14 protein-coding genes and 1 pseudogene are annotated in these 13,671 nt (G+C 62.4%); 9 read left to right on the top strand and 6 right to left on the bottom strand.

Features of this window, described 5'->3' with window-relative positions; genetic code table 11:
• Window positions 1-9: 9 nt before the first annotated feature.
• The 5 genes and pseudogenes from AB8A50_RS18370 to AB8A50_RS18350 all read left to right on the top strand — a co-directional run bounded on the left by AB8A50_RS18370 (window position 10) and on the right by AB8A50_RS18350 (window position 4,137).
• On the top strand, window positions 10-474 hold the full coding sequence (locus AB8A50_RS18370) for a tetratricopeptide repeat protein (RefSeq protein WP_439078512.1): 465 nt from the start codon (window positions 10-12) through the stop codon (window positions 472-474).
• 66 nt (window positions 475-540) lie between these two features.
• The gene (locus tag AB8A50_RS18365) at window positions 541-2,451 is read left to right on the top strand and encodes a propionyl-CoA synthetase (RefSeq protein ID WP_439078511.1); all 1,911 of its coding nucleotides are present in this window, start codon (window positions 541-543) and stop codon (window positions 2,449-2,451) included.
• 149 nt (window positions 2,452-2,600) lie between these two features.
• A complete protein-coding gene (locus AB8A50_RS18360; protein WP_068729332.1) occupies window positions 2,601-2,867 on the top strand; it encodes a hypothetical protein in 267 nt (88 codons plus the stop codon).
• A gap of 180 nt (window positions 2,868-3,047) precedes the next feature.
• Window positions 3,048-3,740: pseudogene (locus AB8A50_RS18355) on the top strand (OmpW/AlkL family protein).
• A 178-nt stretch (window positions 3,741-3,918) separates the two neighbouring features.
• Entirely contained in the window at window positions 3,919-4,137 is a 219-nt protein-coding gene (locus AB8A50_RS18350; RefSeq protein WP_011665834.1) for an alkylphosphonate utilization protein, read from the top strand.
• A gap of 11 nt (window positions 4,138-4,148) precedes the next feature.
• Here the strand turns inward: AB8A50_RS18350 and AB8A50_RS18345 are convergent, their stop codons facing one another.
• Complete coding sequence (locus AB8A50_RS18345; protein WP_093757451.1) at window positions 4,149-4,478, bottom strand: potassium channel family protein; 330 nt, start codon at window positions 4,476-4,478, stop codon at window positions 4,149-4,151.
• 166 nt (window positions 4,479-4,644) lie between these two features.
• On the opposite strand from AB8A50_RS18345, the gene AB8A50_RS18340 reads away from it, so the two are divergent.
• Window positions 4,645-5,235, top strand: a complete 591-nt coding sequence (locus AB8A50_RS18340) for an SMI1/KNR4 family protein (protein ID WP_439078510.1) — start codon at window positions 4,645-4,647, stop codon at window positions 5,233-5,235.
• Between the two features lie 100 nt (window positions 5,236-5,335).
• Here the strand turns inward: AB8A50_RS18340 and AB8A50_RS18335 are convergent, their stop codons facing one another.
• Complete coding sequence (locus AB8A50_RS18335) at window positions 5,336-6,031, bottom strand: DUF1013 domain-containing protein (protein WP_439078509.1); 696 nt, start codon at window positions 6,029-6,031, stop codon at window positions 5,336-5,338.
• Between the two features lie 245 nt (window positions 6,032-6,276).
• Here AB8A50_RS18335 and ispH point away from each other — a divergent pair, with 245 nt between their 5' ends.
• Genes ispH through rnhA form a run of 3 tightly spaced genes read left to right on the top strand, consistent with a single transcriptional unit; the run spans window position 6,277 to window position 8,674 of the window.
• Window positions 6,277-7,242 carry a 4-hydroxy-3-methylbut-2-enyl diphosphate reductase gene (ispH, locus tag AB8A50_RS18330; RefSeq protein WP_089267676.1) on the top strand — a complete coding sequence of 322 codons (966 nt, stop codon included), beginning with the start codon at window positions 6,277-6,279 and terminating at the stop codon, window positions 7,240-7,242.
• 5 nt (window positions 7,243-7,247) lie between these two features.
• Window positions 7,248-8,228, top strand: coding sequence for a homoserine kinase (locus tag AB8A50_RS18325; RefSeq protein ID WP_120287322.1), 981 nt, complete (start codon window positions 7,248-7,250; stop codon window positions 8,226-8,228).
• Entirely contained in the window at window positions 8,225-8,674 is a 450-nt protein-coding gene (gene rnhA, locus AB8A50_RS18320; RefSeq protein WP_089267674.1) for a ribonuclease HI, read from the top strand. The genes AB8A50_RS18325 and rnhA overlap by 4 nt, the downstream gene beginning before the upstream one ends.
• A gap of 190 nt (window positions 8,675-8,864) precedes the next feature.
• On the opposite strand, the gene AB8A50_RS18315 is transcribed toward rnhA, so the two are convergent.
• The 4 genes from AB8A50_RS18315 to AB8A50_RS18300 form a co-directional block, all read right to left on the bottom strand.
• Window positions 8,865-9,350, bottom strand: a complete 486-nt coding sequence (locus tag AB8A50_RS18315; protein WP_089267673.1) for a peroxiredoxin — start codon at window positions 9,348-9,350, stop codon at window positions 8,865-8,867.
• Between the two features lie 205 nt (window positions 9,351-9,555).
• Complete coding sequence (locus tag AB8A50_RS18310; protein ID WP_439074502.1) at window positions 9,556-10,101, bottom strand: DUF924 family protein; 546 nt, start codon at window positions 10,099-10,101, stop codon at window positions 9,556-9,558.
• A gap of 54 nt (window positions 10,102-10,155) precedes the next feature.
• Window positions 10,156-11,844 carry a long-chain fatty acid--CoA ligase gene (locus AB8A50_RS18305; RefSeq protein WP_439078508.1) on the bottom strand — a complete coding sequence of 563 codons (1,689 nt, stop codon included), beginning with the start codon at window positions 11,842-11,844 and terminating at the stop codon, window positions 10,156-10,158.
• A 135-nt stretch (window positions 11,845-11,979) separates the two neighbouring features.
• Window positions 11,980-13,476: a D-alanyl-D-alanine carboxypeptidase family protein gene (locus tag AB8A50_RS18300; RefSeq protein ID WP_439078507.1), complete on the bottom strand. Its 1,497-nt coding sequence runs from the start codon at window positions 13,474-13,476 to the stop codon at window positions 11,980-11,982.
• Window positions 13,477-13,671 lie beyond the last annotated feature (195 nt).

Here is a 13,671-nt window from a genome sequence, read left to right as displayed (position 1 = left end):
TTATGTTGCGTGGCTCTGGACAGGGCATCGCCGGCGGTCAACGAACCCGCAGCCACCGCGCCCGTCGATTCCGCGTTGTGCGTGGCGGCTGTTGCGTCAGGTGATGACGAGAAGATTCTCGCAGTTTGCAGCACGCTGATCGACAACGAAAAGACCGAGCGGGCCGACCGGCTGAAAGCGTTGATTGCGCGCGCCGGCGTCTACACCCGCAAGGATGAGACCGATCGTGCCATCGCCGATTACGACGCGGCGCTGCGGCTCGATCCGACGCAGGCCGTTCTGTTCAATGCGCGCGGCGAACTCTGGCGCAAGAAGGGTGATCGGCCGCGCGCAGTCCGCGATTTCGGTGCGGCGATCAAGCTCGATCCGCAACTCGACGTGGCGCGTGCCAATTACAAGGCGCTGGCGCAGGAGATCGAGCGGATTGGCGTGGAAATGTCGGTCAAGCCACAACCAAAGGCACCCTTGAAATAGCCTGTCATCCCGTGACAATGACGCAATAATGAACCCCGGCGGTAAAGCCGGGGCGGGAGAGACGCCATGACGACCAACGCATCCAGTCGCTATCACGATGTCCACGTGCAGTCGCTGTCCGATCCGGAAGGCTTCTGGGGCGAAGCGGCGAAGGCGATCGACTGGATTGCGCCAGCGAAGAAGGTGTTCGATCCGTCCGTGGGTCTCTACGGCCGCTGGTTTGTCGGCGGCGTGCTCAACACCTGCTACAACGCGCTGGATCGCCATGTCGCGGGTGGCCGCGCCGATCAGCTCGCGCTGATCCACGACTCGCCACTGACGGGTGAGGTCCGGAAATTCACCTATGCACAGCTGTTGCATGAGGTGCAGGTGCTCGGCGCCATCCTGCAGGACCTTGGCGTCGGCAAGGGCGATCGCGTCATCCTCTATATGCCGATGGTACCTGAGGCTGTGGTCGCCATGCTCGCCTGCGCGCGCATCGGCGCGGTGCATTCGGTGGTGTTCGGCGGCTTCGCGGCGAAGGAACTCGCGACACGCATCGACGATGCGCGGCCGAAGCTGATCCTGTCGGCGAGCTGTGGCATCGAGCCCGGCCGCATCGTGCAATACAAGCCGCTGCTGGATGAAGCGATCGCGCTCGCCAGCGCGAAGCCCGATGCCTGCATCATCCTGCAGCGCCCGCAGCATGGCTGCGATCTGGTGGCCGGCCGCGATCACGACTGGGCCGAATTGCGCAGCAAGGCGATGGCGGCGAAGAAGTCCGCGGATTGCGTGCCAGTGCTGGCGACCGATCCGCTCTATATCCTCTATACGTCCGGCACGACCGGTAAGCCGAAGGGCGTGGTGCGTGACAATGGCGGTCATGCCGTCGCGCTCGCCTGGTCGATGTGGAATCTCTACGGCGTGAAGCCGGGCGAAGTCTGGTGGTGCGGCTCGGACATCGGCTGGGTGGTCGGCCATAGCTACATCGTCTATGCGCCGCTGTTCCATGGCGCGACCTCGATCATGTATGAGGGCAAGCCGGTCGGCACGCCGGATGCCGGCGCGTTCTGGCGCGTCATCTCCGAACACAGGGCCGTTGCTTTCTTCACGGCGCCGACCGCCTTCCGCGCCATCCGCAAGGACGATCCGGACGGCAGCTTCATCCGCAAATACGACCTCTCGCATTTCCGCACGCTGTTTCTCGCCGGTGAGCGCGCCGACCCGCCGACGGTGGACTGGGCCGAGAAGCAGTTGAAGGTGCCGGTGATCGATCACTGGTGGCAGACCGAGACTGGCTGGTGCATCGCCGGCAACCCGGTGGGCCTAGGACAACTGCCGGTGAAGCATGGTTCGCCGACGGTGCCGATGCCCGGCTACAAGATCGAAGTGGTCGACGAAGCCGCGAGGCCGCTGCCTGCGGGGACCATGGGTTCCATCGTGATCAAACTGCCGATGCCGCCGGCCTGTCTGCCGACATTGTGGGAGCAGGACGAGCGCTGCAAGGAAGCCTATTTCAACGAATTTCCCGGCTACTACAAAACTTCCGATGCCGGCTATCTTGATGACGACGGCTACGTCTATGTGATGGGCCGCACCGACGACATCATCAATGTCGCCGGCCACAGGCTCTCGACCGGTGGCATGGAAGAGATTCTGGCCTCGCATCCTGACGTCGCCGAATGCGCCGTGCTGGGCATCAAGGATACGATCAAGGGCGAGGTGCCCTGCGGTTTCCTGGTGCTGAAGGCCGGCGTTGAGCGGCCGGTTGCTGACATCGAGAAGGAAGTGGTCGCGCTGGTGCGCGAGAAACTTGGGCCGGTCGCGGCGTTCAAGCTCGCCATCGCCGTCGGCCGGCTGCCGAAGACGCGTTCGGGCAAAATCCTGCGCGGTACCATCAAGAAGATCGCGGACGGTGACAGCTGGACCATGCCCGCGACCATTGAGGATCCGAAGTCACTGGACGAAATCGGCGCGGCGTTGAAGGGCAGGGTCTGAGCAGACCTTACAAATCCCGCATTTGGCGTTAAACACTCTCACGTCATGCCCGGGCTTGACCCGGGCATCCATCTTCCTTTCAAACGGCAAAGCTGGATTGCCGGGTCAAGCCCGGCAATGACAGAGAAGATCAAGTAACGGGACCATGCATGCGACTGACCTCGACCTCTCTCATCGCGCTGACGCTGACAGCAATGCTGCTCAGCGCCTGCGCGCGCCGCACCGACATTCCCATGTCGAGCCTCGGTGATGACGATGACGCGATCTGCCGCGCCAATGGGGTCGCTGTCGGCTCGCCGGAATATGCGGCCTGTCGCAAGGACCGCGACGTTCAGCGCAGCAATGCCATCAATCGTGCCGACCGCGCACAGCGCAATCTCGGCGAATACATGCTGAACAATCCAAGCCGGCCGTAACGCCGCGGATTGATATTCCGCAACACTGTGTCTCCCAAAGGCAACGACCGCGCAGCGAGACGCTGTGCGGTCGTTTGCTTTTGATGGAGATCAACGTGTGAGCGCCGCGGCGAGCGTCTTTCGGATTTGATCGGGTGAGATCGTTCACCCCGAACGAATCGAAAGACAGGGCGCTTCGCGATGAAGAGAATTCTGACGACTGTGTCGTTGCTGATGGCAGCAACGGCGATGACCAGCATGGCGACGACGGCAGGTGCCGCCGATCTTCCGGCCGTGACGCCGTATACCAAGGCGCCGGTGGTCGAGGCGTGGAATCCCTGGATGATCCGCCTACGTGTGCTCGGCGTCATTCCGGAGAATGGCGGGTCGGTTCACCAGGTGCCGGGCTCCAGCCTGAAGACCTCCGATCAGGTCGTTCCCGAACTCGACATCTCGTATTTCTTCACGCCGAACCTCGCAGCCGAACTCATTCTCGGCGTGACCAAGCACCACGTCACCGGTGACGGCGCCATTGCCGGCCTCGATGTCGGCAAGGCCTGGCTGCTGCCGCCGACGCTGACCTTCCAGTATCACTTCACGCAGTTCGGCGCCTTCAAGCCCTATATCGGCGCTGGCGTGAACTACACCTAGTTCTTCAGCCAGAGTGCCAGCGGCGTGGGCGTGACGAGCAGCCGTCTGAAAGACACCGCGGCGCCGGTGCTGCAGTTCGGCTTCGACTACATGATCGACAAGCATTGGGGCTGGAATGTCGACGTGAAGAAGATGTGGATGCGCCCGGACTGGGAAGGTACGCTGGCCAGCGGCGCGGCGATCACCGGTCAGGTCAAGCTCGACCCGTGGCTGGTCGGCACGGGTATTACGTACAAGTTCTGATCCCTGGTATTTCTTGCTTCCCCTCTCCCCTTGTGGGAGAGGGTGGATCGAACGCGGAGCGGTCGAGACGGGTGAGGGGTGGCCACAAGCTACGAACTCTGCGGCTACCCCTCATCCGCCCTCGCTTTGCGAGGGCACCTTCTCCCACAAGGGGAGAAGGGAAAAGAAGGACAACATCATGGACATCAAGGTCAGGGATTCGAACGGCGCGCTGCTCGCCGAAGGCGATACCGTCACGCTGATCAAGGACCTCAAGCTGAAAGGCTCGTCCACCGTGCTCAAGCGCGGCACCGTGATCAAGAACATCCATCTCACCGATAATGAAGACGAGATCGAAGGCCGTACCGACAAGGTGAAAGGCCTGGTGCTGCGCACGGAATTTCTGAAGAAGGCGTGACGGCTACGATATCACTCCCGCCCTTCCTCATGCTCTCGGAACGTCGATAGCCGCGACAGGAATGCCAGCATCAGTCCGATGCCGCAGATCGAGAACAGCATCGTGAAGATCTTGGCAATGGCCGTGGTCGGCGACAGCGTGGCGTCGCCAACGGTGGTGAGCGCCATCGCGCTGAAATAGGCGGCGTCGATCCACGGCCAGCCTTCCACGGCGTGAAAGAACACGGCGCCGCCGGTCATGGCGATGGCCAGCAGAAACAGGATCGCGCGAAATTCGGGATCGCGCAGACCGCGGCGGAAGCCGGCCAGCAAGCGCATCAGACCAAGCCAGAGAGATGCCATCGTCGCCACTCCATGCGTTGCCGTCCATGCGCGATGTCGCAGGATTCGATGGCGTTTGGAAAGTGAAGATTATGCGTCGGGCGCGACCATGAACCTTGCCTTACCTCTGCAGCACCAAGGGAGGCACCGCTCAGGCGGGATCCTTTACGCATAAGCGGAGTACATGATGGCGAACGAGTTCAGGTTCGAAGACTATCCCGATGCGATGACATTCAAGCCGGTGAAGGAGAAGGCGATTGCAGCTTTTGCCGCCGAGCAGGGTATCGAATTCTCATCCGATTATACGGCGTTTCTGAAAGCGCGTAACGGCTTCTATTTCGATCTCGACACAGCCAGCCCGCTGGCCGATGGCGTCGAGACATTCGATTCGGTGCGCTACCTACGCGGTCTCGACACCGGCTTCGAATACAACGACCTGCGCGTGTTTCTCGCCGACGCCGATCTCTGGGACAAGGCCTTCCGTGCCTTCTGCTATCCGGTGGCGGAAAGTCACGGCGGCGATCCGATCGTCGAAATCTACAAGGGTAAGGCGAAGGGCAAGATCTACTTCGTCGATCACGAGGTCATCCCGGACATCAGCGAACTGGCTGATGCAGGCGTGAACCTGGAGAATGCCGACGACGTCCTCGCTTACATGATCGACGGACAGGGCTGCTTCATCGAAGTCGCCACGTCGTTCTCGAATTTCATCGGCAAGCTGGTGGCATATGACGATGACGGCAGCATCAATGTCAGCATCCGTCGCCCGCTGGCGTAAGCGGGCGGCGCATCACCTGAAACAAAAAAACGCGGCGGGATGAACCGCCGCGTTTTCAATTCTGTTATTACCGCCGCGCATCTGTGCGCAGCGCAGCCGCTTATTCCTCGTCGTCCTGCTTCTTGCCGCCGCCGATGCCCTTCAGCTTGGCGAACACGGCGTCGACATTGAGGTCGCCGCTGCCGCTCTCGGCGGTCTCCAACTCGTCCTTGCGGGTGGTTTCCGAGGCCGGCAGCAGGGTGGCGCCGCCGTAAGCCTGGTCGGTCGGCTTTTCCTTGGCCGCGCGCTGCACTTCGAAATCGAGTTCGATCTGCGAGCACAGGCCGAGGGTCACCGGATCCATCGGGGTCAGGGTTGAGGCATTCCAGTGGGTGCGGTCGCGGATCGAGGCGATGGTGGTCTTGGTGGTGCCGACCAGCCGCATGATCTGGCTGTCTTTCAGCTCGGCATGGTTACGCACCAGCCACAGGATCGCGCTCGGGCGCTCATGACGGCGCGACACCGGGGTGTAGCGCGGGCCCTTCTTCTTGGCGGCTGGCGGCAGGATCACCTTGCTCTCTTCGAGCTTGAGCCGATAATTCTTGTCCTTCTCGCCCTTTTCGATCTCATCGCGGGTCAGCTGCCCGTTGGAAATCGGGTCCATGCCCTTGATGCCCTGGGCGGCGTCGCCGTCGGCAATGGCGCGGATCTCGAGCGGGTGCATCTTGGTGAAATCGGCGACCTGATCGAAGGTCAGCGCCGTATTGTCGACCAGCCACACGGCCGTCGCCTTTGGCATCAGCGGGGCATTGCTCATGGCACATCTCCTTTGCGCTTCGCCCACCTCTTTCGGAGGCGAAGCCGTCTGGTCATCGGTGATGACGGGAATTAAGGCTCTATATAATCTGTCAGAGGGCAACCGCGCAATGCCCGGCAGTTCGGCCTTGACAGCGCCGCAAACCGGCCCCAAGTCCTTATTCAGACAAGCTCTTTGGCTGAATTTTGCCAATCTGACCCATCGCACCTGCCATTTTGGTGCCCAGGCCCCTGGATCGCCCCGATATGACGACCAAACCGTCCCTGAAAATCGTTCTTTGTTCGCCGCGCGGCTTCTGCGCAGGCGTGGTCCGGGCGATCGATACGGTCGAACGCGCACTCGCGATCCATGGCGCACCGGTCTATGTCCGGCATGAGATCGTCCATAACAAGTATGTGGTGGACAGTCTGAAGACCAAGGGCGCGATCTTCGTCGAGGAACTCGCCGAAATTCCGGACAACACCTCCGCGCCGGTAGTATTTTCCGCCCACGGCGTGCCGAAATCGGTTCCCGAGGATGCCCGTCAGCGCAATTTCTTCTCGCTGGACGCGACCTGCCCGCTGGTCACCAAGGTGCATCGCGAGGCGGCGATCCACTTCAAGCGCGGCCGTGAGATCCTGCTGATCGGGCATTCACACCATCCGGAAGTGGTCGGCACCGTGGGTCAGCTGCCGCCGGGCGCCGTCCAGCTCATCGAGACCGCTGGAGACGCACAGACCTTCCAGCCGAAGGATCCGAACAATCTCGCTTTCGTGACCCAGACGACGCTGTCGATCGACGACACCGCCGAGATCGTCGAAGTGCTGAAGAGCCGCTTCCCCACGATCAACGGGCCGCACAAGGAAGACATCTGCTACGCCACCACCAATCGCCAGCTTGCCGTGAAGAAGGTGGCGCCGGTGGTCGATGCGCTGATCGTGGTTGGCGCGCCGAACTCGTCGAACTCGCAGCGTCTGCGCGAAGTGGCCGAGCGCGAGGGCTGCAGGGTTTCGGTGTTGGCACAGCGCGCCAGCGATCTCGACTGGAGCATGTTCGAGGGCATCACCAGCCTCGGCATCACGGCAGGCGCCTCGGCGCCGGAAGTGATTGTCGAAGAGATCATGGACGCCTTCGCGCAGCGTTATGAGCTGCATGTGGAGACGGTTTCGGCTGCTGAAGAAAACGAATTCTTCCCGCTGCCGCGTTCGCTGCGTCCCGAGGCCGCGGCGTAACCGCGATGGCGGTCTATACCGATGTTGCCGCCGATGATCTCGCGGACTTCCTGAAGAGCTACGATGTCGGCGAATTGCTCTCCTACAAGGGCATCGCCGAAGGCGTCGAGAATTCCAACTTCCTGATGCACACCTCCAAGGGCGCGTATATCCTCACGCTCTATGAGAAGCGCGTCGAGGCGGATGACCTGCCTTACTTCCTCGGTCTGATGGCGCATCTGTGCGCGCGCGGCGTGAATTGCCCGCAGCCGCAGAAGAATCGCGACGGTGCGGTCTATGCATCGCTCGCCGGCCGGCCCGCCGCGATCATCAACTTTCTCGAAGGCATGTGGCCGCGTCGTCCCAATGCGATGCATTGCGCCGGTGTCGGCGAAGCGCTGGCGAGGATGCATGTCGCCGGGCGCGATTTCCCGCTGGTGCGCAAGAACAACCTGTCGGTCGATGGCTGGCGCGGTTTGCTCGACCTCGCAGCACCGCGCGCCGATACGGTTCAGCCCGGGCTGCGCGCTTTCCTGCAGACCGAACTCGACTATCTTGCCGCGCATTGGCCGAGCGATCTGCCGGAAGGCGTGATCCATGCGGATCTGTTTCCGGACAACGTGTTCTTTCTCGGCGACAAGCTCTCCGGCCTGATCGACTTCCCGTTCGCCTGCAATGACATGCTGGCCTATGACGTGGCGATCTGCCTGAACGCCTGGTGCTTCGAGCCGGATCTGTCGTTCAATGCCACCAAGGCGCGCGCTTTCCTCAATGCCTATGAGGCGGTGCGTCCGTTGACCAGTGCCGAGCGCGCGGCGTTTCCGCTGCTGGCGCGGGGTGCGTCGATCCGTTTCTTGCTCACGCGTCTCGTGGATTTCCTCAATGTGCCGGAAGGCGCCTTCGTGAAGCCGAAGGATCCGGTCGAGTATGTCCGCAAGCTGCGCTTCCACCAGTCGGTGACGTCGATGGCCGACTACGGCGTCGAAGCGGCGAGGCAGCCCGCGTGACCACTGCGACGCCTGTGACGATCTATACCGACGGCGCCTGCTCGGGAAATCCCGGCCCCGGTGGCTGGGGCGCTATCCTTCGTTTCGGCGATGCCGAGAAGGAATTGAAGGGCGGCGAGGCCCACACCACCAACAACCGCATGGAGCTGATGGCGGCGATCTCGGCGCTGGAAGCGCTGAAGAAGCCGTGCTCGGTGGATCTGCACACCGACAGCCAGTATCTGCGCAACGGCATCATGAGCTGGATTCACGGCTGGAAGAAAAACGGCTGGAAGACGTCGGACAAGAAGCCGGTGAAGAATGTCGACCTGTGGCAGCGCCTCGATGCTGCGCTGAAGACCCATGACGTGCGCTGGCACTGGGTCAAGGGCCATGCCGGCCATGCCGAGAACGAACGCGCGGATCAGCTGTCGCGGGACGGGCTGGCGGAGAACCGGGGCCGGTAGAAGCGGGCTCTCTTTTCCCCTCCCCCTCGTGGGGGAGGGTGCCTTCGCGAAGCGAAGGCGGGAGAGGGGGCTGCATCCCCGCGCTCAAACCCTCTCCCGTCTCGAACCCGCTTCGCGTGTTCGATCCACCCTCTCCCGCGGCGCGCAGCTTCGCTGCGCTGGGGGAGAGGGGAAGTAAGAGGGCTTTAGCTCAGAGCTGGCCGAGCAGTGTGTCGCCGCCGGAGACTTCGACCTTGCCCGGTGCCGGCTCGAGGTTGAGCTTGGTCACCTTGCCGTCTTCCACCAGCATCGAATAGCGATGCGAGCGGATGCCGAGGCCGTTGCCGGATGCGTCGAGCTCCATGCCGATCGCCTTGGTGAAGTCGGCATTGCCGTCGGCGAGGAACACCGCTTCGTCGCGCAGGTCGGTGTCTTTCTTCCAGGCGTTCATCACGAACACGTCGTTGACGGAGATGATCGCGATGGTGTCGACGCCCTTGTCCTTGATGGCATAGGCGTTGAGGAAGATGCTCGGCAGATGCATCTTGTGGCAGGTGCCGGTATAGGCGCCGGGCACCGCGAACAGCGCCACTTTCTTGCCCTTGAAGATGTCGTCGGTGGTCTTCACGGCCGGACCTTCGGAGGTCATGACACGGAGCTTGGACTCGGGCAGCTTGTCGCCAACTTGAATGGTCATCGTCGATCTCTCCTGAAAGTAAGGGTGAGTGTGTTTAGACCGGCTGCATGACGCGGGCAATATTGAGGGGCGCTCAAAGGCAAGGCAGGGGCTTCTCATCTTCGTCATTGCGAGCGTAGCGAAGCAATCCAGAAAGCAACAAGGGAAGACTGGATTGCCGCGTCGCTTCGCTCCTCGCAATGACGAAGAGGGTCGGAGGCCAATTCTACCCGCCGAAGCCGCCGGCATCCAGAAACGCCTGTTCCTCCGCAGTGGAGTTGCGCCCCAGCACCCGGTTACGGTGGGGGAAACGGCCGAAGCGCCGGATGATGTCGGCGTGCTCGTCGGCGAATTTCAGATTGTCGGTCTCGCCGGTGGCGCGAAACAGTGCGCAGCAGCGCTCCTGATCGACGAGGTCTTCCGAATGCATCAGCGGCATATAGACGAACTGCTGCATCTGCTGGTCGACGCGCTGATCGACGCCGCGCGCGACGGCCCTGACTGTGAGGTCGCAAGCGAGGCGATCGCTGGAAAAAGCACGCGGGTCGTTGCGGAACATGTTGCGGGGAAACTGGTCGAGCACGAGGATCAAAGCGAGCGTGCCCTCGTCACTGGCCTCCCATGACGCAAGGTTGCCTGCGACGGCCTCATCCCACAGCGCGCGAAAGCGGCGGGTGATCTCGGCATCGAAATCGTCGTTCTTGGCGTACCAGCGGTCCCAGCCGGCGTCTGTCCAGAAGGCGATGATGTCGGCGGGAGTCGTTGCAGTCATGCTGAGATCCATAGGGTGGGCCATGCGAAAGCGGGCCCACCCTATAGCAGTGTGTCAGGCCGCTGAGGCCTGCTTCTTCTCGTCGCGGAGTTCGCGGCGCAGGATCTTGCCGACATTGGTCTTCGGCAAAGCGGTGCGGAATTCGATCTGTTTCGGCACCTTGTAGTTGGTGAGCTGGGTGCCGCAGAATTTGATGATGTCCTCGGCGGTGACGTTCGGGTCTTTCTTGACGACGAAGGCCTTCACCGCCTCGGTGGTCTTCGGATCGGGCACGCCGATCACGGCGCATTCCAGCACGCCGGGATGGCTGGCGATGACGTCCTCGACCTCGTTCGGATAGACGTTGAAGCCCGAGACCAGCACCATGTCCTTCTTGCGATCCACGATCTTGGTGAAACCGTCGGGGCTCATGATGCCGATATCGCCGGTGCGGAAGAAACCGTCCGCGGTTATCACCTTGGCGGTCTCGTCCGGCCGGTTCCAGTAGCCCGACATGATCTGCGGACCCTTGGCGCAAATCTCGCCGGGCTCGCCGAGCGGGACTTCGTTGCCGTCGTCGTCGCGGATCGAGATCCAGGTCGACGGCACCGGCACGCCGATGGAGCCGTTGAACTGATCGACATCGGCCGGGTTGCAGGTCAGCGTCGGCGAGGTTTCCGACAGGCCGTAGCCTTCGGCGACGAAGCAGCCGGTCGTCTTCAGCCAGCGCTCGGCCACCGCCTTCTGCACCGCCATGCCGCCGCCGTTGGAAATCTTCAGCTTGGAGAAATCCACCTGGTCGAAGCCCGGCGTATTCAGCAGGCCGTTATAGAGCGTGTTGACGGCCGGGAAGCTGTTGACCTGATACTTCATCAGCTCCTTCACGAAGCCCGGCATATCGCGCGGGTTCGGGATCAGGAGGTTGACGCCGCCGGCGCGCACGGCCAGCAGGAAACAGGCCGTCAGCGCGAAGATATGATACAGCGGCAGCGCGCAGACGATGAACAGCTGGTCCACATGCGGCGGCTTGCGCAGCGCCGGCTGCAGCCAGGCATCGTTCTGCAGCACATTGGCCAGGATGTTGCGATGGCGCAGCGTCGCGCCCTTGGACACACCGGTGGTGCCGCCGGTATATTGCAGGAAAGCGACGTCGTCGGGCCCGAGCACCGGCTTCTTCATCTTCATGCTGCGGCCGGCGGAGACTGCATCGTTGAACCAGACAGCGCCCGGCAATTCGTAAGCCGGCACCATCTTTTTCACGCGGCGGACCACGAGATTGACGATCACGCCCTTGAAGCCGAGCATGTCGCCCATGCTGCCAAGGATGACGTGTTTCACATTGGTTTTGGCGATCACCTGCTGCACCGTGGAGGCGAAGTTCTCCAGCACGATGATGGCTTCGGCGCCGGAATCCTTGAGCTGATGCTCGAGCTCGCGCGGGGTGTAGAGCGGGTTGACGTTGACCACGGCATAGCCGGCGCGCAGCACCGCGGAGGTGGCGATCGGATATTGCAGCACGTTCGGCATCATCAGCGCGACGCGGGCCCCCTTGGCGAGGCCCTTGCCCTGCAGATAGGCGCCGAGCGCCAGGGACATTTCGTCGAGCTCACGATAGGTGATCGACTTGTCCATGCAGATGAAGGCTTTGCGATCGCGGAATTTGGCAAAGCTCTCTTCGAGCAGATCGACCAGCGACGGATACAGGCTGACGTCGATGTCGGCTGGCACGCCTGCCGGATATTGTTTGAGCCAGATACGCTCCATGACACTTCCCCCTCGATTTGATTATTTCGTCGAAGTATTGAGCAAAGCTGCCCTTGATAGCAAGGCGCGGCGCAACATGACGCAGCCGGAAACCGGCCGCGTTAACGATGATAGTTGAGCCTTGTCGACGAAGGTCTAAGTGCGCGGAGCTGCCGCAGCCGGCTTGGCTTCGCCGGTGGTAGCTTTCGGTGCGGGTTTGGCCGCTGCCTTCGGCTTGGCCGGCGTTGTGGCCGGAGCGGCGGTGGCCGTCGTGGCAGGCTTGGCAGCCGCGGGCTTGGCGGCGGCTGGCTTAGCTGCAGCGGCCGGTTTCGGCGCGGCTGCATCCGGTTTCACCGCTGCCTGTTTTGCAGCCGGTTTGGCCGCAGGTTTCGCGGCCGTTTTTGCCTCGGCCGATGCTGCGGGTTTGGCGTCCTTGGTGTCGGCTGCCGCATCAGGCTTCTTGGCGGCGGTCTTGGTGCCCTTCTTGGCCTTGGGCTTCGGCGTCTGCCGGGCTTCTTCCACGGCATTGGCGGCGATCAGGTCGGCACCGGTCTTCTTCGGCCCAATATAAACGATCACCGGCTCGACCGGTGCGGCAGCTGCGGCGATCATGTCGACCGGGCGCAGCGTTGGCGGCTGCAGGCCGGCGGTGAAGAACGACATGGCCTGGCTGCTGGCTTCGTTGCTGGCGACGACTTCATCATCGGCGTCGCTGGCCGGGCGCTTGCGTTTCGGTCCGCACATCTCGTCGCGCAGGTTGGGCGGCGCGGCGTCGATCGGTGCGAGGGCATCCACGGTGCCGAGCGCCGGCTGCAGCCAGGTCAGGCCGCCTGTGCCGGTGTTGAAGCCGCGTTCCAGCAGCTGCGCGGCCTTGACGGCGCGCGCCTGGCCGGACGAGGCGCCGAGCACCACCGCGATCAGCCGCTTGTTGCCACGGGTGGCGGTGGCGACGAGATTGTAGCCGGAAGCGCAGATGAAACCGGTCTTCATGCCGTCGGCGCCGGGATAGCGGCCGATCAGCTTGTTGAAGTTCGGCGTGATGCGGCGGCCGAATTTGATCGCGGGAATATGGACGAAATATTCGTATTCCGGCAGGTCGCGAATGATCGCACGCGCAAGGATCGCGAGGTCGCGCGCCGAGGTCACCTGTTCGTCGGCAGGCAGGCCGTTCGGATTGACATAGTGGGTCTGCGTCATGCCGAGCTTTTGCGCCGTGGCATTCATCATCGCGGAAAATCCGTCGACGGAGCCGCCGACGCCTTCGGCGAGCACGACGGCCATGTCGTTGGCCGACTTCACCATCATCATCTTCAACGCGTTATCGATGGTGACCTGCGTGCCGGCCTTGAAGCCCATCTTCGATGGCGACTGTGCGGAGGCGATCGGCGACACTGTCACCACCGTGTCGAGGTTGATGCGTCCCTGCTTCACCGCCTGCAACGTGACATAGGTCGTCATCAGCTTGGTGACGGAGGCGGGATGCCACGGATAGGTCGCGTTCTCGGCCTGCAGGACCTTGCCGGTATCGGCTTCGACGAGCAGAAGCGCTTCAGCACTGGCCGTGCGCGGCACAGTCACGCCGAGCGCAAATGCCGCGGCGAGAATGAACCAGTTGAGTGATAGCAGGCGGCGCGATGCGAAGTGAAACTGCACTATCCGATTCCGGTCCTTTGCGGCCCGCCTGCAGTGCTCCAGCACCGCGCGCAGCAATTCTTGGATTTGAGGTTCGGGGCTCTCATGTCGGTCAGCCGTCACGCGGTGACGGCTGCAAACCTATACCGGCCGAGAGCATCAGAACAGTGGCGAGCCGGTTAAATCGGTGATGAAAGGGGCCAAATTTCGACCGGT

It is taken from the genome of Tardiphaga sp. 841_E9_N1_2 (assembly GCF_051811065.1).
Classification (GTDB): domain Bacteria; phylum Pseudomonadota; class Alphaproteobacteria; order Rhizobiales; family Xanthobacteraceae; genus Tardiphaga; species Tardiphaga robiniae.
Note: the sequence above shows the minus strand (reverse complement) of the source record. Positions and strands in the feature narration are given on the sequence as shown.

Excerpts from the sequence above, each read along its gene's own strand:
- AB8A50_RS18365 (WP_439078511.1), top strand. The coding sequence starts at position 541 with ATGACGACCAACGCATCCAGTCGCTATCACGATGTCCACGTGCAGTCG.
- AB8A50_RS18345 (WP_093757451.1), bottom strand. The coding sequence starts at position 4,478 with ATGGCATCTCTCTGGCTTGGTCTGATGCGCTTGCTGGCCGGCTTCCGC.
- AB8A50_RS18340 (WP_439078510.1), top strand. The coding sequence starts at position 4,645 with ATGGCGAACGAGTTCAGGTTCGAAGACTATCCCGATGCGATGACATTC.
- ispH (WP_089267676.1), top strand. The coding sequence starts at position 6,277 with ATGACGACCAAACCGTCCCTGAAAATCGTTCTTTGTTCGCCGCGCGGC.
- AB8A50_RS18360 (WP_068729332.1), top strand. The coding sequence starts at position 2,601 with ATGCGACTGACCTCGACCTCTCTCATCGCGCTGACGCTGACAGCAATG.
- AB8A50_RS18310 (WP_439074502.1), bottom strand. The coding sequence starts at position 10,101 with ATGACTGCAACGACTCCCGCCGACATCATCGCCTTCTGGACAGACGCC.
- AB8A50_RS18325 (WP_120287322.1), top strand. The coding sequence starts at position 7,248 with ATGGCGGTCTATACCGATGTTGCCGCCGATGATCTCGCGGACTTCCTG.
- AB8A50_RS18315 (WP_089267673.1), bottom strand. The coding sequence starts at position 9,350 with ATGACCATTCAAGTTGGCGACAAGCTGCCCGAGTCCAAGCTCCGTGTC.
- AB8A50_RS18305 (WP_439078508.1), bottom strand. The coding sequence starts at position 11,844 with ATGGAGCGTATCTGGCTCAAACAATATCCGGCAGGCGTGCCAGCCGAC.
- AB8A50_RS18335 (WP_439078509.1), bottom strand. The coding sequence starts at position 6,031 with ATGAGCAATGCCCCGCTGATGCCAAAGGCGACGGCCGTGTGGCTGGTC.
- AB8A50_RS18350 (WP_011665834.1), top strand. The coding sequence starts at position 3,919 with ATGGACATCAAGGTCAGGGATTCGAACGGCGCGCTGCTCGCCGAAGGC.